The organism is Limnohabitans simekii (SeqCode) (assembly GCF_965234735.1).
GTDB lineage: Bacteria > Pseudomonadota > Gammaproteobacteria > Burkholderiales > Burkholderiaceae_C > Limnohabitans > Limnohabitans simekii.
The window spans coordinates 154,834-178,516 of the sequence record NZ_OZ248544.1; the positions used below are offsets into that span (position 1 = coordinate 154,834).

A 23,683-nucleotide genomic window follows, 5' to 3' on the forward strand; every position below is an offset into this window, starting at 1 on the left:
AAGACGCCATGAACGCCACCAGCCACCATGACATGCTCGCTTTGCAACAAGCCTTGGAACTCGGTCGTCGCCGTCCTGTGGCCGTGGTGATTGGCAGCGGCTTTGGCGGTTTGGCTGCCGCCATTCGCTTGAGTGTGAAGGGCTATGACGTGAAGGTGGTGGAAAAGCTGGATGGCCCCGGTGGTCGTGCCTCGGTGTTCAAGCAAGATGGCTTCACCTTCGATGCAGGACCGACCATCATCACGGCGCCTTTTTTATTGGAAGAGTTGTGGACATTGTGTGGCCGCTCCTTCAAAGACGATATCGATTTGCGTGCCATGGACCCGTTTTACCGTATACGTTTCAGCGATGGCACTTGGTTTGATTACAGCGGTGACGAAGCCGCCATGCGTGCCGAAATTGCGCGTTTTTCGACCGACGATTTGGTCGGTTATGAAAACTTTTTGGCCGATGCCGAGTTGTGCAAAACCTTGGGCTTTGAAGGTTTGGGGGCGATTGCCTTCGACACGATTGGCGACTTGATCAATGCCATTCCCTCTTTTGCCCGCATGGGCGCATGGCGCAGCATTTACAGCTTGGTGGCCAAACACATCCGCAACGACAAACTGCGCATCGTGCTGAGCTTTCACCCCTTGCTGATCGGCGGCAATCCCTTTTCAGTCACCTGTGCCTATGCCCTGATCAATTCGCTGGAGCGCACCTGGGGTGTGCATTCGGCCATGGGCGGCACCGGCGCCATCGTGCAAGGCTTGGTGCGTTTGCTGGAAAGCCGCGGTATTCCCATTCATTACAACGCGCCCGTCACGACGATCCGCATTGAGAACAACAAAGCCGTGGGCGTGGAGTTGCAAGACGGTCGCTTCATGCCCGCCGACATTGTGGTGAGCAATGCCGACACCGCATGGACCTACAAACATTTGGTCGCACCCCAACATCGCCGCCATTGGACCGATCGCAAGATTGACAACGGCCGCTATTCCATGGGCTTGTTTGTCTGGTACTTTGGCACCGATCGCCAATACGCCGATGTACCGCACCACATGATGGTGCTGGGGCCACGCTACAAAGAACTGTTGACGGATATTTTCAAGCACCACCACTTGGCCGACGACTTCAGCTTGTATTTGCACCGCCCCACCGCCACCGATCCGTCCTTGGCACCCGCTGGTTGCGACACGTTTTACGTCTTGTCGCCGGTGCCGCATTTGGACAGCGGCACCGACTGGGTCAACCACTCTGAAACCTACCGCTTGAAAATCCAACAAGCCTTGGAAGCCTCGGTGTTGCCCGAACTGTCCAAACACATCGTCTCTTCCAAAATGATGACACCGCAAGATTTCAAAGACCGTTTGTGGTCCTTCAAAGGTGCAGGCTTTGGCTTGGAACCTTTGCTGTTGCAAAGCGCCTGGTTCAGACCGCACAACCGCAGCGAAGATGTGCAAGGCTTGTTTGTGGTTGGGGCAGGCACCCATCCGGGTGCAGGTGTGCCCGGCGTGTTGATGTCGGCCAAAGCTTTAGAAACCGTGGTGCCCCATGCTCATGCGCTCAACTGATTTGAAACACCAGGATTTGCAAGCTTGCATCGACATGATGCGAGGTGGCTCTAAAAGTTTTTTTGCCGCCTCCAAATTGTTGCCTGAACGGGTGCGCAACGCCGCAGTGGCGCTGTATGCGTTTTGTCGTGTGGCTGATGATTTGGTGGATGAAGGCGAGTCCAGCGAAGATGCTTTGCTGGAGCTGAGGCAAAGACTTGATGGCATCTACAGCGGCCAGCCGCAGCCCTTTTTGGAAGACAACGCTTTGGCCCATGTGGCCCAGCAATATGCATTGCCGCGCAACATGTTGGAAGCCTTGATTGAAGGCTTTGAATGGGATGCACAAGGCAAAACTTACGAGACCATCGAAGACGTGCACCAGTACGCGGCCCGGGTGGCCGGTAGTGTGGGCGCCATGATGTGCTGGATCATGGGGCCTCGCCATGCCGGGGCACTGGCCCGCGCTTGCGAGCTGGGTGTGGCCATGCAACTGACCAACATTGCCCGTGATGTCGGTCAAGATGCCCGCATTGGCCGACTCTATTTGCCACAGGCATGGCTGCGTGAAGCTGGTTTGGATCCCTCAGTTTGGATGCAACACCCTGTCCACAGTCCAGCCCTGCAATCGGTTGTCCAGCGTTTGTTGGATGAGGCTGACCGGCTCTATGCCCAAGCCCATCAAGGTATTGCCGAACTGCCCCGCGACTGCCGTTCAGCCATCTTGGCTGCCAGACTCATCTATGCCGAAATTGGCCACCAACTGCGTCGCGAAGGCTGCAACTCGGTGAACCACCGCACCGTGGTGAGCGGTACACGCAAGATGGCCTTGTTAGCCCAATCCAAATGGCAGTCGCATTGGGTGACTGCTGAGAAACAAACTGCCCCACCCTTGGCAGCTATTCGCTACCTGATCGAAGGCTGCAACAGTTCAGAGCCAGTGCTGCCACCCAGTGTGAAATTAGCATCTCAACGCAGCATGTCTGAAAAAATAGAGTGGCTACTGAGCCTGTCAGAGCGTTTGGAGTTTGAACGGCGTGGACTCACGCCGCCGGCACAGCACTGATCTGTCCGCAGTGTCAGAGGTGGTAAAACCTCGCTCCTTGGGTGTAGCGCCGCCCTTGGTCACTGAGCGCCACCTGAAAGAAGGATCCCACATGAAACTTGCACGCATTCACCACGTGGCCTACCGCTGCAAAGACGCCAAAGAAACGGTGGAGTGGTATGTCAAGCACTTGAACATGGACTTTGTGCTGGCGATTGCCGAAGACCAGGTGCCCAGCACCAAAGCCCCCGACCCTTATATGCATGTTTTTCTCGATGCTGGTCAAGGCAACGTATTGGCCTTTTTCGAGTTACCGAACTCGCCAGAGATGGGTCGTGACCTGAACACGCCCACTTGGGTGCAGCACTTGGCCTTCAAAGTGGACAGCCTGGAAGAACTGTTGGCCTTCAAAGAACACTTGGTGGCCAATGGCATCGAGGTGATTGGCGTGACCGACCATACCATCTTCAAATCCATTTATTTCTTTGACCCCAATGGCCATCGCTTGGAAGTGGCCTGTGACACCGGCACACCCGAGATGCACCAACAACTCGACGAGGTCAAATGGGCCATGCTGGAAGAGTGGAGTCGAACCAAACGCGCCCCCAAACACGCGGCCTGGATGCATGCGCCCAACTGATGCAGTTGAAGATCCATGCTGGCATACCCCATAAGCGCTCAGGCGCGTCTGGGCATGCGCCAAGGCAACATGGCCTGTACCACCGGTGAGATCAAGCGGTCCGTGTGCAAAGTTTCGTGAAAACTTTCAACAGTCTCACCCAACAAGCTGCTCTGCAGCACCGCACGTTGGTAAAAGGGTGTGTCCTCTAATTGCTGCTTGACGCGCACTGCCGCTTGCGTTCGCATTCTGCGTGCCAACCACCATTTGGTGCGGCTCATCGCCACCGGTTCAGGTGGCTCAAACAGGCTCACCTCGCCTTGCCGATCAAACCGATAGGCCAACACCGGGTTCTCGCCGCTTCTCAAGAGCAAGTCATACATCACCGCCGTGTCGCCATTGGCCATGCGACTTCGAGACCAGTCCCATTCTTTGAAGGGCCGGTCGATCGGCTCGTCACCTTCATTGCTGTCTAAATAAGCATGGCCTTGCCATGATTGACTGGGATGTTGCAACTGCACGTCCACCCGCGCACAGGGTGCAATTGGACCCCAAGTGTGCTTGCAACCGGGTTCAAGATGGACACCAAAATTGAACAACTGCTCGGGGTAAATGCGCACGCTGCCCTTGATGCGTCTGGGAAAGGGTACACAGACTTCGTCGATGTCAATGCGCAAAGCTTGACCGTCCCAATGCAATTGACTCGGCCCGATGTTGAAAGTGTGTGCACTGCGATCGCAATGCGATGCTCCCCGCTCAGTCATGGCCCAGCGGTTGGCTTGCCGGCTGTAGAGCGCGACATTCAAACTGCAATGATTTTCGGGATCCGTGTCAGAGCGGCTGCGACGAGCCCATGCATAGTAAGGTGAAAACACACTGCCAACAAAAGCAATGATGGTCAAACCATATTGGCCGCAATCACTCAGTGCGTCAACATACCACCAGAGATAACCCCCCGAGGGGACGTGCTGATCGAAGCAAGGTGAGCCATCACTGCGGCGGCCGCCAGTCGACCCGACATAGCGGCCATGGGTACGCCAGGACCCGGGTGAACGCTGCCCCCCGCCAATATCAATCCGGGCAGGCTGGTCGTGGCGTTCGAACGACTGAAGGCCGACATCCAACCGTGGGTCGCTTGGCCGTAAAGCGCCCCGCCCGTTGCTGGAAAGAGTTTGTGAAAGTCCTGAGGACTGGTGCGTTGGGTGTTCTGAGCCGTGGGTTGAATCTCCAGGCCGCACTGACGCAGAAGTTGAAAGCTCTGGTGTTGGCATCGTTCGATCGCTTCATCGGTCAAAAGTGGTTGGTCTCCAACCGCAGGTGCATTCACCAAACACAGCAAACGTTCGCTGCCTTGGGGCTCTGTGCCTGCACCCCGGTCTTGCGCACAGACATAGACGGTTGGACTGTTGGGCAATTCTTGTTTTTCAAAAATCGATTTGAACTCCGCTTCGTAGTGGTTTTGAAAGAACACATTGTGCCGATCCAAGGCAAAACCTGCGGTCTTGGCGTTGACCGACCAAGTGAGCGCCGATAAAGAACGTTGACGATGTCCGCGCGGGGTCGATTGGGCAGCCGCTGGGCCCAACAAACCCGCATGCAAGGCTGATACATCGCCATTGAACACCACAGCATCCGCTTCCAATGTTTCGCCATTCAACAAGGTGACACCGCAGACCTTGTTTTGGGCAGTGTGGATGCGTTGCACCGTTTGGCCATATTGAAACTTGGCCCCGCGGGCCAAGGCCAGGCTTTCCAGACAACGAGGCAAGGCATGCATGCCACCTTCGATGGCCCAGACGCCGTCCATTTCTACTTGCGCAATCAGCATCAAAGTAGCTGGTGCTTGCCAAGGTGAAGAGCCGCAATACGTGGCGTAGCGTGCAAACAACTGGCGCAATTTTTCATGCTGGAAATACCGCCCCAAACTTTCCCACAAGCTGGACATCACACCCAAAGATGCCAAGGTGGCCAGGCCGCGCGGACCCAACACCTTGGTGAATTGCATCACCGAGGGCAAGGTGGTTTGGATATAGGGGGCTTGCAATGTGTCATAAACCTCGCGCGTTTTCAAGCAAAACCGTTCGAAGTTGCGGGCCTCGGCCAACCCCGCAAAGCGACCAATCGCATCGGTGGAAGCTTGGACATCAGCGAACAAATCCAAGCTACTGCCATCGGACCATGCGTGCCGAGCCAACACATCCAAGCTTTGCAATTTCAACATGCGGTCAAGTGAGGCATTGACCGAGGCAAAAATTTCATCAAACACCCAGCGCATGGTGAACACAGTGGGCCCACTGTCGATGGCCGCGCCATCCACTTGCAATTGCCGAATCTTGCCGCCAGGTTGCAAGCCGCGCTCAATGACTGTCACGCGCACGCCTTGGTGCGCCAACAACAATGCGCTAACCAGACCACCCATACCGGCTCCCACGACGACAACATGGCGTTCAGGCATGCACCACCTCCTCGGCCAGAGACGGGTTCTTGGCGGTGAAGTCTTGTCCTTGCCAAGCACCCGCCATGGACAAAACCCGCATGCGCACAAACATGGACTCTGTGAAAAAACCATGTTTGTAAGCGGCCTGAATGGCAGCATGGTGGGCCCCGCTTTGGGCATAGGCCACCATGGATGCCGTGTTTTTCCAAATACTGAAGGTGCACTGTCTGAGCAATGGCGCTTCGCCCAATCCCATCGCCAAGAGGCATCCAGGGGCTGATTGCAGATCGGCTTGGGTGGCAGGTGCATGGCGCCAAAAAGCCATGGCTGTGGCGGACCGAATGCTCGCACGTGTGATGGTGGCTATCGGCATTTTGTCGAGATCCTGGTTGGAGCTGCCAAGCGCGCTTGATGTGGTCGCTTGCCAAGCGATTTGATTCCAGCTGCCGCGACTGCTGTCAACCCGCATGGTGGCGCTGAACCACTCACGTGCATTTTTTTTGTATTGCTGACAGAGGTCGCTATTTAAGAAATCATCTGCTTGAGACTGTCTTTCAAACACCAACACCAGGCCTTGGTGGCTGGGGCTGGGACGCAACACAAACCCACCCTCATGTCCACTGCCCATGACTTTGGCAAACACCAAACCTGCGATTTGCTTCAATGCAGCGCTGCCTTGGGCCAAGCGCAACCAACCCCAAGATCGCTTGGCTTTGAGCAAGTCCACCAGCAAGATAAGGACCACGCCGCTGATCGAGGAGTGAATAGCGGTGTCTGTGGCCATGACCATGCTGCCCTCAGACGAACTCAGCCGGCGAACACTTGGACACCAACACTTGAAAGGGTTCGCGCATGGTTGTTGCTCTTTATTTTTTGGCCAGCTTGGCACCTGCAGATTCAGCATCCGTGGTGGCCAATTCAGGAAAATCCTTCAGCATCGATTGACCATTCAATGGCTTGTAAGCACCTTGGTGGCAGGTCGCACAATTGGCCTTGGCAACATCACCTGTCGGACCCAAACGCTGCTCGGGGAAGGTGCTGGTGAGCGGTTCCATGTAGGCCTTGTTCAAGTCACGAGCCATGCGTATGCCGTGCCATGCCACGGCTCTTTGTGGAGGATTGCCCTTCCACTCTGAGAATGACTGGGTGTTGTGACAGTAAGTGCAATTCACACCCAAAGAGGTTGACATGTGGGTCATCAACCCATAGGTCCACTCGGCCTGTTTGATGGAGTGGCGGTTGCCTGATGGCAAGGCCGTGGGGCCGTTGACTCGGATGTCAAGTTCACCCAACAAGAAGGGTGTGAACGGATCGCTGGGCAATGAACTCAGACCCACCGATTTGGCAGCCAAGTTTTGACCTGCACGATCGCCAATGAAGTCGGCCCCCTTGTCTTGTTCGGCTTCTGTGAACCAGACATTGCTGGGCACAGGATTGCCTCGGTGACAGGTGTAGCAAGTGACGCCAGTTTCAGCCACGTGGTTTTTCCAATCGGTGTTGATGTAACGGGTCATTTCAATCATGCGCCGCGCCACCACCTTGGTGTATTTGGAATCCTCTGCAAAATTGGCTGGGTTGTGACAATAAGCACAACCTTCTGTGGGAGACACCCATGCCGTCATTGACAACATCAATCGTGTGAACTCGTTGTTGTTGAGATTGCCCAACACCTTGACATTTTTATAAAGGGTGGACGCCTTTGGACTGTCACCGGGGGCCAAGGGCAGCGCCACCGGCAGCACATTGGCCTCGGTTGTCAAATCCAAGGTGCGCGGGTTGTAGACCTGCACCATGCCGGTGCCGCGATAACCGTGCTGAACCGAATCGACGGGTGGGCGTTCGCAACCCGAGAGCAAGAAGACCGCGGCCAAGCCAGCGAAGGTCAGTAAGTGGCGCATGTTCATGGCTTCACTCCTGTCAAGGTTGCAGGGTCCACCACTTCAGGGAACACGGTGGGATAAGGGGGTGCCACGCCATGCTTGACAGCCCAGAGGTACCAGTTGTCGACCACAGTCCCGGTCAACAAGATGCCGATGCCACCCGCCAAAGGGCACAACACGGCAAACCACCAAGCCCAACGGTGGATGGATTCCATCGTGGCATTGAAGCCCATGGTCCAACGCCAGAACAAACCGGCGCGTTCTGAGGCCGTACCGCGGTCGACGATTTGCTCAATTTCACGTTCGCCGCCGTAACGGCCCACCGCCAAAATGGTGGCGCCATGCATGGCAAACAACAAGGCCGAGCCATACAAAAACACAATCGACAAGGCATGGAACGGGTTGTAGAACAAGTTGCCATAGCGCAGTGAAAACGCTGCAGTCCAATCAAGGTGCGGGAAGATCCCAAACGGCACAGCCTCGCCCCAAGAGCCCATCAGAATGGGTCGGAAAAAGCCCAGCACCAAATAGAGCCAAATGGCAGCGGCAAACGCCCAGGGAATGTGGGAACCCAAGCCCAGTTCACGGGCGCGGCGGTACATGCGTGCCCACCACAGCAAGAGGGATGCGGTGAGGAAAAAACCAGCGAACAACCACCAACCGCCTTGGTTCAGGGGCGGCAACCCCAAGCCATACCCTGGCGCGGGCGGTTCCAGCGCCAACCAAAACAGTTGTCGCACAAATTGGATGGGATCCCAATACACCGATGCCAGCATGTTCAAGCCGATGGTGACAAAGGCAATCATGCCGCACATGATCGACGCGATACCCAAGCCACCCAAATAAATGGGGCCGAGTTGTGCGTTGCCGATGCGACCCAACCAGTAGGCGATGAAGGGTTCGCCGGTGCGCGGGCTGTTGCCATGGCCAAGCTCAACACCGTGGTGTGTGGGGCCTACCGCTTGCACGGTGGTGAAGATATTTTGATATTGCATGTTGTTTCTCCCGCCTTATTTCCAAATAGGCATGTTGAGCCACCAACCCCACCACTCTGGCCAACCACGGGTCCAGAACGGTCCACTGATGACGATGCACAAGGCGCTGAACAGCACAGCTGCCAGGGCCAAGAACAAGCCCAAACGATGAATGCCCAAGGTGCCAATGGAGTAGCCAATCGAATCACGGAAAAACGTGTCTTCGTGTTCAGGCGTTTTGACCACTTCACCGGCTGGTGGATTGGTGGCTGACAACACCAGACCGCCATGCAAAGACAGTGCAAACACCGTGGCAAAGAAGAAACTCACCGCGATCATGTGCGCCGGGTTGTAGTGAAAGTGCAGGTATTGGTAGCCCACGTTGGAGACCCAATCGAGGTGGCTGAAGATGCCGTAAGGAAAACCATGTCCCCAGGCACCCATCAACACGGGGCGAATCACCACCAAGGTGAAGTACGCGAAGATGGCCACGCCGAACGCGAATGGCACATGCAAACCCATGCCGAGTTTTCGGCATATTTCAATCTCTCGCATCATCCACGAGATGAAAGCGCCTAAAGCGCACACCGTGATGAGCTGCCAAAGCCCGCCTTCCATCAGCGGTGCCATGCGCAAGCCGTAGGACAAATCGGGCGGTGCAATGCTGATTTGCCAAAGATTCCAGGTCGGCCCTTGTGAGGCACCCCACAAAATGAGCGCAGTACCTAGAAACGCAAAAAAGATGGTGGTGACACCAAAGAAACCCACGTAAAAAGGGCCAATCCAAAAATCGAACAAGTCACCGCCCACCAAGGTACCCCCTCGGACTCGGTATTTTTTTTCAAAACTGAGCATGGACATGATCGCGCCCCTTACTAGGAAAATTGAAATCAAATTTCAGATGAAGCACTGGCAAGGCCAGGGCTCCATCTGAAACAGCATCAGGTCGATTAAGACTTGACCGCTGGTACGGCGGGAGGCATCGGTGCGTTTTGCACTGATGCTGTGCCAGCTGCTTTGCGTGGGCCGTCGAGCCAATTGAACTTGTTGGTGCTGAGCAAGATCAGATGAATCATTGCGGCCAGTCCGAACAAGAAAATGCCTTGAACAACCATTGCCCGAAGCGGGTCGTACAGTTTCCAAATACGCCACATATTTCTTCTCCTAAGTGATGTGTGACATGAAGGTGTAAACAGCTGCTTTCACGCCAGCCACCAAACCCTTGGCGCTCTCCGCACCTGGCAAGTAATTTCTCCAGTTGATGCCCATCATGGTGGCCATGAAAGCGATCGTGAAAAAAACCAAAAAACCAAGTGCAAAAATGGCCGCAAATGTTTGTGATTCATTGGCACGTGCGTGCCTTTGATCAAGTTGACTGGTGTTAGACATGCTTAACCCCTTCAGATGAAAGAAAACGGCGTTAGAACCAGGGACGCCATGCCCAGACCAGGATGTGTGCCAACACAGCTACCGCCGTGAAAGACACTGTTCCTTGAATCCAGAATGCATGGAATTCCTGAGCCTCTTCGTCCGTCAAGCCAGAGATGGATGTCCGCTGTGACATAAGACTGCTCCTTCACAATTTGACCTTGCGGCCATTGCTGCGCTCAACCCGCGCAACTTGAGTAGCCGCAGCAGAGCGCCACGACATTCCTGATTTGCAAACACATGGGTTTGCAATGACATTCCATTTCTTCATGCGGGTACCGCTGCCAGACCCAAATCTTTGGCTGCCGCGTGCACATGCCCGCTGTCAACCACGTTGCCGCCGGCCTCGCGTGTGATTTGTTCGGACAAATCACGCAATCGCTTGGCCGCTGAAATTTGCACCAACACCGGTTGGCTTTGCACCAGTTCCCGCAACAAACTTTGCGCCTCGTCTTGCCAGGCTGCGTTGGGCACCACCACGCCGCGTGCATGGGTGGCTTCGACCTTGTCCATCTCGGTACCCAAAGGCAGGATGTGGAACAAGGCATCAAACAAGGCGTTGCAGACTTCTTGCACCAGATAGCTGGCACCGCTGTAACCCATGAAAGGTGTACCGGTGTGGCGGCGAATGACGGCGCCTGGGAAAGAAGCTGGGATGAAGGCCGCACGCATGGGACCACCCGATATCTCGGACAAGTACATGCGTTCGTTGTAGCTGCCAAACATGATGAGCGGCGTTTGCTGGTGGCACATCTTGCGCACGCTTTGGTTGTCTGTTTTGGTGCCAGCCGTGCGTGACACGCTGAATTTGCAAGGCAGACCCATTTCCACTTCCAAGAAATTTTTCAAGCCACGTGCATAGGTTTCACCTGCAACCACGGCGAAGCTGGCAGTTGAGAAAAAATCTTGCGTCACCGACCGCCACAGATCCCACAGGGGCTTGAGTGTGGTGTGGCGCTCTCGTTCAATGAAAGGCTCGGGATCGAGGTTGAGCAAACTGCCTAGTTGACGCAAGAAAGCGGTGGTGCTGTGCAAGCCGATCGGTGCTTGCAAATAAGGCCGCTCCAAAGCTTCACACAACATACGGCCAAATTCGCGGTACATGCAAATATTCACATCAGCTTCCACCAAGCGCGACACATCGGCCAAGTGACTGCCCAAAGGAAACACCATGTTCACTTCAGCACCAATGCCGTTGACCAGTCGTTTGATTTCCGCCAAATCGCTGGGACAGTTGAAGGTGCCGTAGCTGGGACCAATGATGTTGACGCGTGGTTTTTCACCGGCAGGACGCTCGGCAAACGGTTTGCGAGCTGGTACTTTTTTCAGGCCATACTCGGTCCACAACCAATACATGGCCCGGTTGGAACACTGCCATTGGTCTTCGTCAATCGTGCGCGGTAAGAAGCGTTGGATGCCGGTGCCCTCGGGCGTGACACCCCCACCAATCATCTCGGCAATCGAACCCGTGACCACGACCGCAGGCAACTCCGGGTCCAAGGTGGCATGGGCACGTTTCATCGCACCTTCGGTGCCCTCGCGGCCCAACTGCTCTTCGGCCAATCCGGTGACCACGATGGGCAATTCGTGCGGCGGCAGTGCATCGGTGTAATGCAGCACCGAAGTGACCGGCAGGTTTTCGCAACCCACGGGTCCGTCGATGACGACTTGCAAACCTTTGATGGCGGTGAACACATACACCGCTCCCCAATACCCGCCTGCGCGATCATGGTCATGTACCAGCATCAGCCCATCTCCTCTGCTTTGCGTTTTTTGGCAATGCGTTCGAGTTGTCGTTTGGTTTCGGCTTTGAACTCGGGGCGATCGACCGGCACACCTTGCCAGACGCCAGTGGCGTGGCCCATGCCGGTTTCACCGAAGAAATCTTTCATGCGGTCAAAGCGGGCTTGATTGCCGATGGCCGACTGCACCACTTGCACCAGCGAGCCCGCTCCTGCAATGCCCATCAGCGGGCGTGCAGAAATCAGATTGGTGAAATACAAGCTGGGAATGCTGATTTCTTTGGCTTTTTGCACCACAGGGGTGGTGCCGATGGCCAAGTCGGGTTTGTATTCGTACACAGCCGCCATGTCCTGCTCGAGAGAGGCACGAAATTGAACCTGCACGCCTTTGCTTTGCAACCAGTCGGCATCGTGTTTGTTCCATGCGGTGGCAGGACAAGCCGAGCCCACATAACGCACATCCGCACCGCATTCAATCAACAAGCGCGCAACCAACAACTCAGAGCCTTCATAGCCGCTGAGGGTGATGCGCCCTTTGATGGGTTTGGCATCCAGCATGGCACGCATAGGCGCCAAGGTTTGATTGCGTGCCAGATCGATCTTGGCTTGTGACACGCCCAAGCTGCGGCCTATCGCTTGCAACCAGTCGTGTGTGCCTTCCACCCCCACCGGCGCGGAACCCACAATCGGCCGACCGGCCGCTTCAAACTCGCGGATGCTGGCGGTGTAGAAAGGGTGAATTGCAGCCACTGCTGCGCAGTCCAAGGCCGCATACAACTCGCGCCATTCGCGTGTGGGCACAACGGGTCCAGCCAAGATATCCATGGGGGCCAGCATTTGGCCAATGATGACCGGATCGGCAGGAAACATTTCACCCAACAGGGCCACACTTGGCTTGTCCTGACGACCACCGCGCGGCGCTTGTACCGGCCCGGACATGATTTCTTGGCGGGCATAACGCAACATGGCGCCAGCCAACACGTCTTTGGCCTCGGCATGGGTGGGCACACCAAAGCCCGGCACGTCGATGCCGATGACGCGAACGCCGTTGATTTCTTTGGGCAGCAACTGCAAGGGCACACCACTGGCGGTGGGCACACACAGGTTGATGATGACGATAGCGTCTAGTTTTTCAGGGTCGGCTTCGGCATGCACCGCTTCGCGGATGTCCTCGAACAACTTGCCGGTGACCAAGGTCTCGGAGTTGAACGGCACATAGCCCACGGTGCGGCGTGCCCCGTAGAAATGCGAGGTGAAGGTCAGGCCATACACACAACAGGCCGAGCCCGACAAGATGGTGGAGGTGCGCTTCATGCGCAGACCCACACGCAGCGAACCAAAGGCGGGGCACATGCTCTGCGGTTGGTCATGGGGGCCAGCGGCTTGGTTGCGCGGATAGTCTTTGGCGTATTGGTCCAACACCTCCGACTTGCCGGCTTGCTTGGCGGCTGCCAACAAGGTTTCACCACCAGCGTGGCAACCCATGCCGTCGCCCTCCAAGGCGGTGCTCACCAGCTTGTCAGGCGCCGCAGGGGTGATGGGAATGGTGCGTGCCATGGCTCAGGCCTCGTCGTAAACAACTTCAAGGCTGGGCTTGACGACATCGTGGCGGCCCACCATGTCGAAGGTGGTGGCGGGCTCGAGCACCACATTGCGTCCCACCACATCAGCGCTGAACAGGCCCAGCAATTCGTCTTGGGTTTGCGGTTTGGGGCGCACTGGCGGGGCCAAGCCCACATTGGTTGCGAGCTCTTCAAACATTGGACCCCAACGGGTACCAGGGATGCCAATAATTTCGTAGCTGGCACTCTTGCGGCGAATGTCTTCGTCGGCAGGAATGGCGGCGAGCACAGGAATACCTGCGTTGGCAGCAAACGCTTGAGCTTCACCCGAGCCATCGTCTTTGTTGATGACCATGCCTGCCACGCCGACATTGCCGCCAAGTTTGCGGAAATACTCCACAGCCGAGCACACATTGTTGGCCACATACAGGGACTGCAAATCGTTGGAGCCGACCACGATCACTTTTTGGCACATGTCACGGGCAATCGGCAAGCCGAAACCGCCGCACACCACGTCGCCCAAAAAGTCGAGCAACACGTAGTCAAAGCCCCAGTCGTGGAAGCCGAGTTTTTCAAGGGTTTCAAAGCCGTGGATGATGCCGCGACCGCCGCAACCGCGACCGACCTCGGGGCCCCCGAGCTCCATGGCAAACACGCCATCGCGCTTGAAACAGACATCGCTGATGCTGACCGCTTCGCCCGCGAGTTTCATGCGCGACGAGGTTTCGATGATGGTGGGGCAGGCCTTGCCGCCAAACAGCAAACTGGTGGTGTCGCTCTTGGGGTCACAACCAATCAGCAAGACTTTTTTGCCTTGCTGGGCCATCATGTAGCTCAGGTTGGCCAAGGTGAAGCTTTTGCCAATGCCACCCTTGCCATAAATGGCAATGATTTGGGTTTCTTTGGTCGGCGCATCGGTGTGCACCGGATCAGCATCCACTGAAGCCTCTTGGCGCAAACGATCAACGAATGTGATCGGATGAGAATTTCCGTTTGCTTGCGTAGTCATGCGTTGGCACTCCAGTCCAAAACCATCTTCAGGCACAAAGCATCATCAAAAGCCGTTTCATAAGCCGCTTTGGCTTGCGAAGGACTTCCGTGGTGCGTGATCAAGCCGTCAAGGGAGAGTCGGTCTGTGTTGACCAACTCGGTGACGGCCAGTAAATCGGGGCGCTTCCATTCGGCGGCGGTGCGGATTTGCGCCTCGCGCATGAAGGCCGGGGCGTAGTCAAACGCCAGCTTGTCTTTGTAAAAACCAGCCAACACCACTTCGCCGCCTGGGGCCAAGCGCAGGATGAGTTGATCGAGCAATTTGGCGTCGCCGCTGACGTCGTAGATGGCTTGGTAGTTGCGGCGATCGTCCTCATCGGGGTGAAGCACTTGGTAGCCCAGTGCACCAGTGCGCCGCGCCGCTTGGGTTTCCCACACGGTGGGGGCGGCAAAACCAGCGGCCACCGTCATCCGGGCCAACAAGCGACCCATGATGCCGTGACCCACGATCAGATCCGGCGGAATGATGTGTTCACGCTTGCCGCCCATGGAGACCGCGTGATAAGCCGTGGCAGCCAAGGCCAACAAGACGGCTTTGGGACCCAAAGCATCCGAGACGGGCATCACACGGCTGTGGTTGGTGACCAGTTGCGATGCAGAAGCGCCGAACAGGCTGCGCACGCCTTCGAAACAATTGGCTCCCGGGACAAACACCCGCTGACCGATGTCCATCGGTACATCTGCGCCAGCTTTGACCACCCGGCCCACGGTTTCGTAGCCTGGTACCAGCGGATAACCCATGCCGGGGAACGGTGGCATGCTGCCATCCCAGAGCAAACGCTCGGTGCCGGTGCTGATGCCGCTGAACTCCACCTCGATCTGAATGTCCTCATGCCCCAGTTCAGGCAAGGTCAATGCCTCCAGCGCCAATTGCTGGGGGTTTTTGAAGACGATGGCGTTTGCGTGCATGAGTGTATTTTTTGTCTTACATTGATTTATGTCAATTTATATTTACAGTTTCAGGTGTTGTACTAGGGGAAACACTTAGGCCTTGCGGCCCAGCAGGATCCGGGCGTGGACCGGCATCGGGTTGGAGAGCAGTTCCACTTGGTTGAATCCGGCCTGGTGCATCAAATGCATCAGCTCCATCGGCGTGCGCAGTCGGCCAGAACCCATGGCCAGCAGGTAGAAATGAAAGTAAGCATCGCCTTCAGGCCGCTGCCCCGGCTCGGAGGCCATGGGCTCGGCCAGCACAAATCGGCCGCCCACAGGAAGGGCCTGGTAGATGGCTTTCAGCAACGCCAGCACCACAGCGTCGGCGTGGTCATGGGCGATGCGCACCAAGGTGATCACATCCGCGCCGCTGGGCAAGTTGTCTTGGGTGAAATCGCCAGGCACGGCCTGCACGCGCTCAGACAGTCCCCTGCCCGCGATCTGCTGCTGACTGACCTGACAAACGTTTGGCAAATCGAAGACCCGCACCTGAAGCTGTGGGTAAGCAAGGGCCAATTCACAGGCGAAACGACCCATGCCGCCGCCCACGTCCAGCGCCGCGCGGTGCCCGTCAAACGCATAGGCCGCCAAAATTTCCTCGATGACAAAGGTTTGCGACGCCGCCATCAGCTCGGAGTAGCGGGCGTAGGCCTGGGCGCTGGTGTTGTCGGGGGTTTGCTCGGCGTTGCCGGCATAGGGCCAGTAGTCGCTCATCGCACCTTGCCAAGAAGCTTGCAGGATGGCCACCGGGTCGTGCAAGTCTTGGTAGAGCAGCTGGTTGTGCTCGATCATGGCTTGGATGCCCGGGTGGCTGACCACCGGTGCCCCCAAGGGTCCCAAGCCATAACGCTGTTGGCTGCGCTGCTCGAGCAAGCCCAGCGACACAGCCGCTTGCACCAAGCGCTGCAAGCCAGCAGCAGGCACCCGTGTGAGAGTGGCCAATTCCTGCAGGGTTTTGGGGGCCTGCTTGACGTGCGTGAGCAAGTTCAGCCGAACACAGCCCAGCAACACCTGGGTATGGACAAAGCCCGCCATCAGGTTGAACACCTGGCGTGTTCGGTATTGGGTGAACCAACGGGAGAACGGGTTTGACACAGCCCATCTGTAAATACCCGGGCGGGTCATCACATCGTCAAACCAAGCGGCAAAACGATCCCGCCAAGCGGGTCGGTCCAGGTGCGTCAGGTCAGCACGGGACAGGTCGAGGTGGCGCATGTCGTTTCTCTCTTGCCCGAATCAATGCTGCAAACTGGAAGCGTTGGCGGCGGTTTTGTAGGACTGGCAAACACTGCTGGGCACCAAGCGCTCGGACTCCATGCGCACAATTTGACGCAATTTGTCGGCACTGGCCACATGCGGCACCGAGTCCACGGCCCGGTCGATCAGGTTTTCAAAGTAGCCAATCGCCCCGCTCAAGCCCAATTCATGGGCCACACTGGGGCGCCCGTGCTGCGCGTCTTGGCCGGTGGGCTTGCCCAAATCGGCGGACTGCCCGATGACGTCCCGGATGTCGTCGGCCACTTGGTAGGCCTCGCCCAAACAATCCCCCAGCGCCCGCCATGGCAACGGATCAGCGCCTGCCGACTCGGCTCCCGCACAGGTGGCGGCCACAAACAAGGCGCCGGTTTTGGCACGCTGGTATTGGCTCAGATCGGCGCGTGGCTCGCACTCCCAGGCCTGACCGGCCACGATGCCGTCAGGCACCCCCACCGCATCGGAGATGGTTTGCATCAAAGCGATCAGCCTGTCTGGGTGGGTCTTGCCTGCATTCAACAGCACCTGGTAGGCCATGACGATCAAACCGTCACCGGTCAGCAAGGCCAAGGCTTCGCCGTAGGCTTTGTGAACGCTGGGGCGGCCACGCCGGGTGTCGGCATTGTCAAAAGCGGGCATGTCGTCATGCACCAGAGAGGCGCAATGCATCAACTCGATGGCCACGCCAGCGGCTTGCGTGAGGTGTGGGGCGTTCATGCCGCAGGCATGGGCCACCGCGGTGCAAAGTTGGGGCCGGATACGGGCACCGCCAGAAAAAACAGCATGTCGCATGGCTGCAACCAGCCTTGGCGGTGCATGGGCACCGATGGCTTGGTTGACATGTGCCGCCAGCGATTGCTCGGCCAGTTGGTGTAAGTCCATTCTGCCCCCTGAAATGTGTTGTCAATTTGAATTGACAGATTATGTTGTAAATGTATCAACACATTTACATTTGTCAACCGTGGTTTTCAGGGTCTCAAAACTGACGTTTCAAGGCCTTTAAGGCGAAAAAAAACACAGGCCGAGGCCTGTGTCTGGGAAGTGCAAGTCAAGCGTTGTGATCTTCAACGATTGCGCTTGTCTCTGAAGTAATTCAGAAGGAAAAAGCCAACCATGACCAGCCAAAGGATCAACAAAATATGGTGCGTTTTCATGGGAATCTCCTTTTTAAAAAATACCTTACGGGCGTTGCTCTGAAGAAAACGGGGAGGTGGTCACCTGCCGAACCAAGGGGGACAGGACAACGGCGGTGAAGATTAGCACGAGCAACTCCACCGCATAGACACTGACATAGCCATTGGACGCCGCCCCCCCTAACAGGTCCACCAGATCGCGCATGATGCCACCCAAGGCCATGGCCAATCCAGCGGCGGTGGCTTGCACAGCCCCCCATGCGCCCAGCGCCAAGCCGCTTTGGTCCTTGGGCGCCAAGTTCATGCATGAAGTCAATGTGCCATGACTGAACAAGCCGCCGCCCAGGCCAATGCCAAACACGCCCAGCGAAAACAACCATTCGGTTTGCAAATAACCGGAACAAATCACAGCCAAAAAGGCAGGTGCGCCAATCAGGACGCCGGTGCGCGCCATCCGGTAAGGGTCTGCGCCTTGGCTGAGCACTTTCGACGCCCAGGCAAAACCAAACAAACCACCCAGCGACAAGGTGGCGGTCAACAGGGTGGTCGCACTCACGCTCATGTTCAAAATCTGTCCGCCATAAGGCTCAAGCAAGACGTCTTCCATGCTGAATGCAAAGGTACCCAAGCCCACCACGACCAAAGTGCGCAGCGCTCGGTGGTCTTTGGTCAAACCGGCCCAGGCTTCTTTGAAGGAAGGCTCCACAACCGGCTTGCCTCGTCGCAAACGGCTGCGCGGCTCTTGCTTCCAAAGGGCAATCACGTTCAACACCAAGGTGGTGACAGCGCAAGCTTGGATGACTTGGATCAATGCCCCAGGGGAAAAGTCAGCCAGCAACACACCAAACATCAAGGCACTGATGATCATGCCCACCAGCAACATGACATACATCAGCCCAACAACTTTGGGCCGAGATTCTTCAGCGGCCAAATCATTGGCCAACGCCAAGCCCACGGTTTGGGTGATGTGCACGCCAGCGCCCACCATAAAAAAAGCAATGGCTGCACCCAACTGTCCCACCCACGCTGGTTGCCCAGCAGATTGACCGGCACCGGCCAACACCAGCAAGGCGAAGGGCATGATGGCCAAGCCCCCAAACTGAATCATGGAGCCCATCCACATGTAGGGGACACGCCGCCACCCGAGCTCCGAGCGGTGGTTATCCGAGCGAAAACCAATCAAGGCCCGCAAGGGGGCAAACAACAAGGGAATAGCCACCATGATGGACACGATGGAAGAGGGTACTTTCAACTCGACGATCATGACCCGGTTCAGAGTGCCAACCAGCAGCACCAAGGCCATGCCCACACTGACTTGAAACAATGACAAGCGCAGCAAACGCGAGAGCGGCAAGTCTTCGGATGCAGCATCCGCAAATGGCAAGAATTTGGGCGCCAGCTCTCCCCAGATCTGCAGGACTTTTGGGTGTTTGGTGGTCATGAAAAAGGTGCAGGTCAGGCGAACGAATCACCCGACCTGCGAAGAGAAAAATTTAACTTTTCCCCGTGGACGTTTCCGTCATGGTGACAGCTGCAGTTGCGCTGCCATTCAGAAATTTCTTAACCCAGGTCGTGTTGGACACGATGGCCAGGTGAACACTGAATGACGCGACGGCGACGGCAGCGATGAACAAAGGGATGCCAACCGAAGGTTTGACAACACACCACATTTTTCCGTAAATCATGATTTACCTCCTTCTGTTACTTCAGCCAAGGGGAATAGATATAGGCCAACAGGTGCGCCAATGCGGCAATCATGCCGAAGATTTGCGTGCCCTGAATCAGCTGTCTATGTATTTCCTCTGATTCGGCCTCGGTTAAACCGGTAGGCCAGACTTTCTGGTGGTCAGACATGGATGACTCCTTGTAGTACTCCAAAACGTGCTCAAACCGCACGAGGTATCTGCGCCCCCCATGGGCACAAATTCTGTGAAAACCTTGGTCTCAATTTGTCATTATAAATTGACACGACTGAGTGTAAGGACAAGTTAACATCATAATGCTTGGCTTGTCAACGAAAACGGCTTGATCGGCCGATAGAGACCTTTAAATGGGGATTTTTCCTAGGGTATTCCCTTGCGGGCGTTTACCTGCTTGCCTAATTGCGTGGGGCTGGCTAAATTTGGTTCAGCAACGGCCATCTTGCTCTTGCACAAGTTCACAGAGCACCCCCCTCCCATGAACCCAAGCGCTGTTTTGCACAAGTTTCATCAGTTTGGTGCCATCTCCAAGATCACTTGGATGGCCATGTCCATGTTTTCCAAGGGCGCACCCGCCTCCAACGACGACTCGGTCAAGCCCTTTAAAGGCAACCCATCGGAATGCCAGTCGTCCATCTTGTCAATCATTGAAGCCGAGATCATCCCCCGACTGCTCAAGGCAGAACGCATCAATTCGATGCGCCTGAGCTTGGTGCCGACCAGCCGCGCCTTGCCCAACGCTGAAGAAATCGAAGAATTTGTGCGACATTGCTTGTCGATGGACCCACTGGCTGCGCAAGCCTATGTGGCCCAAATGATGGAAGAAGGTTTGAACACCGAGCATGTGTTTTTGGAGCTCATCACCCCAGCAGCGCGCTATCTGGGCACGCAATGGGAAACCGACCGCATGGACTTCACCCAAGTGACGCAAGGCTTGGTGCGCTTGCATGCCATCGCCCATGACATTGGCTTTGAGTACAAAGACGGTCCCTTGGTGCAAGGCGACACCAAGCGCATCATGATCGCCTCGGCCCCAGGCTCAGAGCACATCTTGGGCCCGACCATCGTGGCCGAGTTTTTCCGCAAAGAAGGCTGGCAGGTGGTGGTGGAAGTGTCGCCCTCTGCCAAAGAATTGGCCCACGCCGTCACCAATGAATGGTTTGACGCGGTCGGCATTTCGGTCAGCATCGAGCAACAGCTGGCGGGCTTGGCCAAACTTGTGGATCAAATCAAAGCCGCTTCACGCAACCCCCGCTTGGCGGTGATGCTGGGTGGCCCCATCTTTACGCTGCAAAACTTTGAAGCCGCCCAATTTGGCGCGGGCGGCATCTGCACCGATGCCCGGGATGCTGCAGCTTTGACACTGTCTTTGTTGCCCCAAGACTGAGGTTGCTTTCAAGCTTTGAAAGGTGCAGCCAACAGCACATAGCGTGGCGGCATGGCGGGGCTGTCTTCGTTGAGCAGCCCGACCCAATCCAAGGCTTGCAGGTTTTCCAGCACCACTTCCAGTTGAAGTGGATCGACCTGAAGCCGCTGCGCCAATTCCAAATGACCCATCCCATGGCGAGGTGTTTGCCGCATCTCTTGCAGCACTTTCAGCACCTCGGTGGCCAACTGAAAATGCCACCCTGGTGCATCGCTGTGCCGCAAGGCCCCCATCATCAGGCTGGGCCAACTGGCCACCAGTACCGCACCCAGCAACACGATCACCCAGTTCATGTAAATCCAGACCAGCAAAATGGGCACCGTGGCGAACGCGCCATACACCAGCGAAAACGTGGACATGCTGCCCAGATACCAAGTAAGCAAGCCCCTTGCGGCCTCCAATACCACCGTGGTTGTCAAACTGCCCCCTAACACCTGTCGCCAAGGCACATGGGTATAGGGGACGAACCGATACAAGCAGGTGATCCCGGTCCACAACAAGACAAACTCCAACACGTCCAGGGCCAGTTTCATCCCCGGTGCTTGACTGCGCAGTGAGCCTCCAGACCAACTGATGACCGAGGCCATGGTGACCAGGCCCGCTGTCAGCAGCAATGGGCCCAAGGTCAACACGGCCCAATACAACAACACCCGTTGGCCCATGGGTCTGTGTTTTCGCACCCGCCAAATCGCGTTCAAACTCCGGTCGATGGTGAAAATCAGCACCAAGGCGGAAAACAGCAAGACAGCAAAACTCACCGAACCCAAACGACTGGCCTTGGTGGTGAATTGCGTCATGTAACCCAACACTTGGCGAGAGATGCTTTCAGGAATCAGGCTTTCCACAAGCCAGCGTTGCAGCACGTTTTGGAACTGATCGAAGATGGGAAAAGCGGTCACCACGGCCAAGGTGACCGTGACCAGCGGCACCAAGGCGATGGTGGTGGTGAAGGTGAGCGCCCCAGCGGTTTGACCCAAGCGGTCATCGGCAAAACGCAGTCGCAAACTGCGGGCGGCCATGCGCCATGGGAATTCTTGCAAGCCCTGCCAACTGTTTTTCAGATACGAGACAATCATCCGCATATCATGCCATTGCCACCTCCCCCCCTGACCCCCACCGCCCTGCGCCATGTGCAGCTCACCCGTTTCATGGCGGTGGGCAGCTTGCTCGGGCTCATTGTGTTGTCGCTGTGTTGGGAGCTGTGGTTGGCGCCGCTGCGCCCCGGCGGCTCTTGGTTGGTGCTCAAAGCCCTGCCCTTGCTGTTGCCGCTGGTGGGCTTGCTGAAAAACCGCATGTACACCTACCGCTGGGTCAGCTTGGTGGTCTGGTTGTATTTCACCGAAGGCGTGGTGCGGGCCCAAGGTGACCGTTGGCCCAGCAACCTGTATGCAGGCATCGAAATTGTGTTGTGCTTGATCCTGTTCACGGCTTGTGCCCTGCATGTGCGACTGCGCTTGCGCAACGCGGCTTTGGCTGCCGCCCCATTGGACGCCACGAATGGCTGAGCTGCTGGCCCATTTGCGTGCCATTTGCGGCGACGCTCATGTTCTGACCGACCAAGACCTGAGCGCCTTTGAACGTGATTGGCGCGGCCGAGCCCAAGGCAAAGCCCTGTGCGTGGTTCGCCCCGGCAGCACAACTGAGGTGGCCGCCGTGGTGAAGGCCTGTGCCGCCGCTGGCATACCGATGGTGCCGCAAGGCGGCAACACCGGTTTGGTGATGGGCTCAACGCCCGACGATTCTGGCCGCGAGGTGGTGCTGAGTTTGCAACGCATGAACGCGGTACGAGCTTTGGATGCCGCCAACGCCACCCTGACGCTGGAAGCCGGTTGTGTGTTGGAGCGCTTGCAGCAAGTGGCCGACGACGCGGGGTTTTTGTTTCCCTTGAGCCTGGCGTCGGAGGGCAGTTGCACCATCGGCGGCAACCTGGCCAGCAACGCCGGTGGCACTCAGGTGCTGCGCTACGGCAATGCGCGGGACTTGTGCTTGGGGCTGGAAGTCGTCACGCCCCAAGGCGAGGTTTGGCACGGCCTCTCGGGCTTGCGCAAAGACAACACGGGCCTGGATTTGCGCAACCTGTTCATTGGCAGCGAAGGCACGTTGGGGGTCATCACAGCGGCCACTTTGAAACTCTTTCCCAAGCCTGCGGCACAACGCACCGCTTGGGCGGCTGTGCCCTCCGTGCAAGCGGCAGTGGATTTGCTGGGTTTGGCACAACAGCAATTGGGCGCAGGCCTCACTGGCTTTGAAATGATGGGACAGGTGGCGCTGGGTTTGGTGGTGAAACATTTCCCCAGCATGAGCGTGCCGCTGTGGCAAAGCGCGCCCTACTGTGTGTTGCTGGAACTCAGCGACACGGACAACGAAGACCATGCCCACCAGCAGTTGGAGCGCTTGCTGGAAACCGCCTTGGAGCACGGTTGCGTTGTGGACGCGGTGGTGGCCCAAAACATCGCGCAATCCAAAGCACTGTGGCATGTGCGCGAAAGCATCAGCATGGCGCAGGCCGCAGAGGGCCTGAACATCAAACATGACATTGCCTTGCCGGTGTCGGCCATTCCCGCGTTTGTGGCCCAGACCGATGCACTCTTGGCCCAGCATCTCCCGGGGGTGCGCATGGTCAATTTTGGCCACTTGGGCGACGGCAATTTGCACTACAACGTGCAATGCCCTCTCAATTCTGATGCCGCTGTGTTTTTGCAAGCGCATGAAGCGCAAGTGAACCACTGGGTGTATGAAGCCGTGAAAAACTTCGGTGGTTCGATCAGCGCCGAGCATGGCATTGGCCGCTTGAAGGTTGAGACCTTGCCGCATTACAAAGACCCTGTTGCATTGGCCATGATGCGCAGCATCAAGCAGGCCTTGGATCCACAGAACTTGATGAATCCGGGCAGGGTTCTAACCCTCGGTTAGCGCAATGGCTTTGACATAACGAGCCAGCCCTTGTGTCGATCTGATTATTTGACCG

General features: G+C 56.8%; 25 protein-coding genes. 6 read left to right on the forward strand and 19 right to left on the reverse strand.

Annotated elements, in window-relative coordinates; all coding sequences use genetic code 11:
• The first annotated feature begins 8 nt into the window (after positions 1-8).
• The 3 genes from AC8GFP_RS11420 to AC8GFP_RS11430 all read left to right on the forward strand — a co-directional run bounded on the left by AC8GFP_RS11420 (position 9) and on the right by AC8GFP_RS11430 (position 3,217).
• On the forward strand, positions 9-1,553 hold the full coding sequence (locus AC8GFP_RS11420; RefSeq protein WP_506613276.1) for a phytoene desaturase: 1,545 nt from the start codon (positions 9-11) through the stop codon (positions 1,551-1,553).
• Positions 1,534-2,598, forward strand: coding sequence for a phytoene/squalene synthase family protein (locus AC8GFP_RS11425; protein ID WP_506613277.1), 1,065 nt, complete (start codon positions 1,534-1,536; stop codon positions 2,596-2,598). Before AC8GFP_RS11420 ends, AC8GFP_RS11425 begins: the two co-directional genes overlap by 20 nt.
• Before the next feature lie 91 nt (positions 2,599-2,689).
• A complete protein-coding gene (locus AC8GFP_RS11430; protein WP_506613279.1) occupies positions 2,690-3,217 on the forward strand; it encodes a VOC family protein in 528 nt (175 codons plus the stop codon).
• Between the two features lie 38 nt (positions 3,218-3,255).
• Here the strand turns inward: AC8GFP_RS11430 and AC8GFP_RS11435 are convergent, their stop codons facing one another.
• From AC8GFP_RS11435 to pufB (AC8GFP_RS11520), 18 genes are all read right to left on the reverse strand, one after another.
• Positions 3,256-4,098, reverse strand: a complete 843-nt coding sequence (locus tag AC8GFP_RS11435) for a carotenoid 1,2-hydratase family protein (protein WP_506613281.1) — start codon at positions 4,096-4,098, stop codon at positions 3,256-3,258.
• Between the two features lie 20 nt (positions 4,099-4,118).
• Positions 4,119-5,651, reverse strand: coding sequence for a 1-hydroxycarotenoid 3,4-desaturase CrtD (gene crtD / locus AC8GFP_RS11440; protein WP_506613283.1), 1,533 nt, complete (start codon positions 5,649-5,651; stop codon positions 4,119-4,121).
• Complete coding sequence (locus AC8GFP_RS11445) at positions 5,644-6,417, reverse strand: hypothetical protein (protein WP_506613285.1); 774 nt, start codon at positions 6,415-6,417, stop codon at positions 5,644-5,646. Before AC8GFP_RS11445 ends, crtD begins: the two co-directional genes overlap by 8 nt.
• An 82-nt stretch (positions 6,418-6,499) precedes the next feature.
• Positions 6,500-7,537: a photosynthetic reaction center cytochrome PufC gene (gene pufC, locus AC8GFP_RS11450; protein ID WP_506613287.1), complete on the reverse strand. Its 1,038-nt coding sequence runs from the start codon at positions 7,535-7,537 to the stop codon at positions 6,500-6,502.
• Entirely contained in the window at positions 7,534-8,508 is a 975-nt protein-coding gene (gene pufM, locus AC8GFP_RS11455; protein ID WP_506613289.1) for a photosynthetic reaction center subunit M, read from the reverse strand. Before pufM ends, pufC begins: the two co-directional genes overlap by 4 nt.
• Before the next feature lie 15 nt (positions 8,509-8,523).
• Entirely contained in the window at positions 8,524-9,348 is an 825-nt protein-coding gene (gene pufL, locus AC8GFP_RS11460; RefSeq protein WP_506613291.1) for a photosynthetic reaction center subunit L, read from the reverse strand.
• Positions 9,349-9,437: 89 nt separating this feature from the next.
• Entirely contained in the window at positions 9,438-9,641 is a 204-nt protein-coding gene (pufA, locus tag AC8GFP_RS11465) for a light-harvesting antenna LH1, alpha subunit (protein ID WP_506613294.1), read from the reverse strand.
• Positions 9,642-9,651: 10 nt separating this feature from the next.
• Positions 9,652-9,876 (reverse strand): hypothetical protein, encoded by a 225-nt coding sequence (locus AC8GFP_RS11470; RefSeq protein ID WP_506613296.1) that lies wholly within the window; start codon positions 9,874-9,876, stop codon positions 9,652-9,654.
• A gap of 31 nt (positions 9,877-9,907) precedes the next feature.
• Positions 9,908-10,051: a light-harvesting antenna LH1, beta subunit gene (pufB, locus tag AC8GFP_RS11475; RefSeq protein WP_506613298.1), complete on the reverse strand. Its 144-nt coding sequence runs from the start codon at positions 10,049-10,051 to the stop codon at positions 9,908-9,910.
• A gap of 131 nt (positions 10,052-10,182) precedes the next feature.
• Positions 10,183-11,661, reverse strand: coding sequence for a chlorophyllide a reductase subunit Z (gene bchZ, locus AC8GFP_RS11480; RefSeq protein ID WP_506613300.1), 1,479 nt, complete (start codon positions 11,659-11,661; stop codon positions 10,183-10,185).
• Positions 11,661-13,214 (reverse strand): chlorophyllide a reductase subunit Y, encoded by a 1,554-nt coding sequence (gene bchY, locus AC8GFP_RS11485; RefSeq protein ID WP_506613302.1) that lies wholly within the window; start codon positions 13,212-13,214, stop codon positions 11,661-11,663. Before bchY ends, bchZ begins: the two co-directional genes overlap by 1 nt.
• Before the next feature lie 3 nt (positions 13,215-13,217).
• Complete coding sequence (locus AC8GFP_RS11490; RefSeq protein ID WP_506613304.1) at positions 13,218-14,228, reverse strand: chlorophyllide a reductase iron protein subunit X; 1,011 nt, start codon at positions 14,226-14,228, stop codon at positions 13,218-13,220.
• A complete protein-coding gene (gene bchC, locus AC8GFP_RS11495; RefSeq protein WP_506613306.1) occupies positions 14,225-15,178 on the reverse strand; it encodes a chlorophyll synthesis pathway protein BchC in 954 nt (317 codons plus the stop codon). Before bchC ends, AC8GFP_RS11490 begins: the two co-directional genes overlap by 4 nt.
• Positions 15,179-15,253: 75 nt before the next feature.
• Positions 15,254-16,417 carry a methyltransferase gene (locus AC8GFP_RS11500; RefSeq protein WP_506613307.1) on the reverse strand — a complete coding sequence of 388 codons (1,164 nt, stop codon included), beginning with the start codon at positions 16,415-16,417 and terminating at the stop codon, positions 15,254-15,256.
• Positions 16,418-16,438: 21 nt separating this feature from the next.
• Positions 16,439-17,338: a polyprenyl synthetase family protein gene (locus AC8GFP_RS11505; protein ID WP_506613309.1), complete on the reverse strand. Its 900-nt coding sequence runs from the start codon at positions 17,336-17,338 to the stop codon at positions 16,439-16,441.
• A 297-nt stretch (positions 17,339-17,635) separates the two neighbouring features.
• The gene (locus tag AC8GFP_RS11510) at positions 17,636-19,030 is read right to left on the reverse strand and encodes a PucC family protein (protein ID WP_506613311.1); all 1,395 of its coding nucleotides are present in this window, start codon (positions 19,028-19,030) and stop codon (positions 17,636-17,638) included.
• A gap of 52 nt (positions 19,031-19,082) precedes the next feature.
• A complete protein-coding gene (locus AC8GFP_RS11515) occupies positions 19,083-19,274 on the reverse strand; it encodes a light-harvesting protein (protein ID WP_506613313.1) in 192 nt (63 codons plus the stop codon).
• A gap of 16 nt (positions 19,275-19,290) precedes the next feature.
• Positions 19,291-19,443: a light-harvesting antenna LH1, beta subunit gene (pufB, locus tag AC8GFP_RS11520; protein ID WP_506613314.1), complete on the reverse strand. Its 153-nt coding sequence runs from the start codon at positions 19,441-19,443 to the stop codon at positions 19,291-19,293.
• A 324-nt stretch (positions 19,444-19,767) separates the two neighbouring features.
• Between pufB (AC8GFP_RS11520) and AC8GFP_RS11525 the strand changes: the two genes are divergently transcribed.
• A complete protein-coding gene (locus AC8GFP_RS11525) occupies positions 19,768-20,676 on the forward strand; it encodes a cobalamin B12-binding domain-containing protein (protein WP_506613316.1) in 909 nt (302 codons plus the stop codon).
• 8 nt (positions 20,677-20,684) lie between these two features.
• Here the strand turns inward: AC8GFP_RS11525 and AC8GFP_RS11530 are convergent, their stop codons facing one another.
• Positions 20,685-21,797, reverse strand: coding sequence for a YihY family inner membrane protein (locus AC8GFP_RS11530; RefSeq protein WP_506613318.1), 1,113 nt, complete (start codon positions 21,795-21,797; stop codon positions 20,685-20,687).
• 3 nt (positions 21,798-21,800) lie between these two features.
• Between AC8GFP_RS11530 and AC8GFP_RS11535 the strand changes: the two genes are divergently transcribed.
• Entirely contained in the window at positions 21,801-22,220 is a 420-nt protein-coding gene (locus tag AC8GFP_RS11535) for a DUF2069 domain-containing protein (protein ID WP_506613320.1), read from the forward strand.
• Positions 22,213-23,628 carry an FAD-binding oxidoreductase gene (locus AC8GFP_RS11540; RefSeq protein ID WP_506613322.1) on the forward strand — a complete coding sequence of 472 codons (1,416 nt, stop codon included), beginning with the start codon at positions 22,213-22,215 and terminating at the stop codon, positions 23,626-23,628. Before AC8GFP_RS11535 ends, AC8GFP_RS11540 begins: the two co-directional genes overlap by 8 nt.
• Positions 23,629-23,683 lie beyond the last annotated feature (55 nt).

Excerpts from the sequence above, each read along its gene's own strand:
- pufM (WP_506613289.1), bottom strand. The coding sequence starts at position 8,508 with ATGCAATATCAAAATATCTTCACCACCGTGCAAGCGGTAGGCCCCACA.
- bchC (WP_506613306.1), bottom strand. The coding sequence starts at position 15,178 with ATGCACGCAAACGCCATCGTCTTCAAAAACCCCCAGCAATTGGCGCTG.
- bchY (WP_506613302.1), bottom strand. The coding sequence starts at position 13,214 with ATGGCACGCACCATTCCCATCACCCCTGCGGCGCCTGACAAGCTGGTG.
- pufB (WP_506613314.1), bottom strand. The coding sequence starts at position 19,443 with ATGTCTGACCACCAGAAAGTCTGGCCTACCGGTTTAACCGAGGCCGAA.
- AC8GFP_RS11510 (WP_506613311.1), bottom strand. The coding sequence starts at position 19,030 with ATGACCACCAAACACCCAAAAGTCCTGCAGATCTGGGGAGAGCTGGCG.
- bchZ (WP_506613300.1), bottom strand. The coding sequence starts at position 11,661 with ATGCTGGTACATGACCATGATCGCGCAGGCGGGTATTGGGGAGCGGTG.
- AC8GFP_RS11525 (WP_506613316.1), top strand. The coding sequence starts at position 19,768 with ATGAACCCAAGCGCTGTTTTGCACAAGTTTCATCAGTTTGGTGCCATC.
- crtD (WP_506613283.1), bottom strand. The coding sequence starts at position 5,651 with ATGCCTGAACGCCATGTTGTCGTCGTGGGAGCCGGTATGGGTGGTCTG.
- AC8GFP_RS11515 (WP_506613313.1), bottom strand. The coding sequence starts at position 19,274 with ATGATTTACGGAAAAATGTGGTGTGTTGTCAAACCTTCGGTTGGCATC.
- AC8GFP_RS11535 (WP_506613320.1), top strand. The coding sequence starts at position 21,801 with ATGCCATTGCCACCTCCCCCCCTGACCCCCACCGCCCTGCGCCATGTG.
- AC8GFP_RS11445 (WP_506613285.1), bottom strand. The coding sequence starts at position 6,417 with ATGGCCACAGACACCGCTATTCACTCCTCGATCAGCGGCGTGGTCCTT.
- AC8GFP_RS11470 (WP_506613296.1), bottom strand. The coding sequence starts at position 9,876 with ATGTCTAACACCAGTCAACTTGATCAAAGGCACGCACGTGCCAATGAA.
- AC8GFP_RS11500 (WP_506613307.1), bottom strand. The coding sequence starts at position 16,417 with ATGCGCCACCTCGACCTGTCCCGTGCTGACCTGACGCACCTGGACCGA.
- AC8GFP_RS11530 (WP_506613318.1), bottom strand. The coding sequence starts at position 21,797 with ATGCGGATGATTGTCTCGTATCTGAAAAACAGTTGGCAGGGCTTGCAA.
- pufL (WP_506613291.1), bottom strand. The coding sequence starts at position 9,348 with ATGTCCATGCTCAGTTTTGAAAAAAAATACCGAGTCCGAGGGGGTACC.
- pufB (WP_506613298.1), bottom strand. The coding sequence starts at position 10,051 with ATGTCACAGCGGACATCCATCTCTGGCTTGACGGACGAAGAGGCTCAG.
- AC8GFP_RS11505 (WP_506613309.1), bottom strand. The coding sequence starts at position 17,338 with ATGGACTTACACCAACTGGCCGAGCAATCGCTGGCGGCACATGTCAAC.
- AC8GFP_RS11540 (WP_506613322.1), top strand. The coding sequence starts at position 22,213 with ATGGCTGAGCTGCTGGCCCATTTGCGTGCCATTTGCGGCGACGCTCAT.
- AC8GFP_RS11425 (WP_506613277.1), top strand. The coding sequence starts at position 1,534 with ATGCTCATGCGCTCAACTGATTTGAAACACCAGGATTTGCAAGCTTGC.
- AC8GFP_RS11490 (WP_506613304.1), bottom strand. The coding sequence starts at position 14,228 with ATGACTACGCAAGCAAACGGAAATTCTCATCCGATCACATTCGTTGAT.
- AC8GFP_RS11430 (WP_506613279.1), top strand. The coding sequence starts at position 2,690 with ATGAAACTTGCACGCATTCACCACGTGGCCTACCGCTGCAAAGACGCC.
- AC8GFP_RS11420 (WP_506613276.1), top strand. The coding sequence starts at position 9 with ATGAACGCCACCAGCCACCATGACATGCTCGCTTTGCAACAAGCCTTG.
- pufC (WP_506613287.1), bottom strand. The coding sequence starts at position 7,537 with ATGAACATGCGCCACTTACTGACCTTCGCTGGCTTGGCCGCGGTCTTC.
- pufA (WP_506613294.1), bottom strand. The coding sequence starts at position 9,641 with ATGTGGCGTATTTGGAAACTGTACGACCCGCTTCGGGCAATGGTTGTT.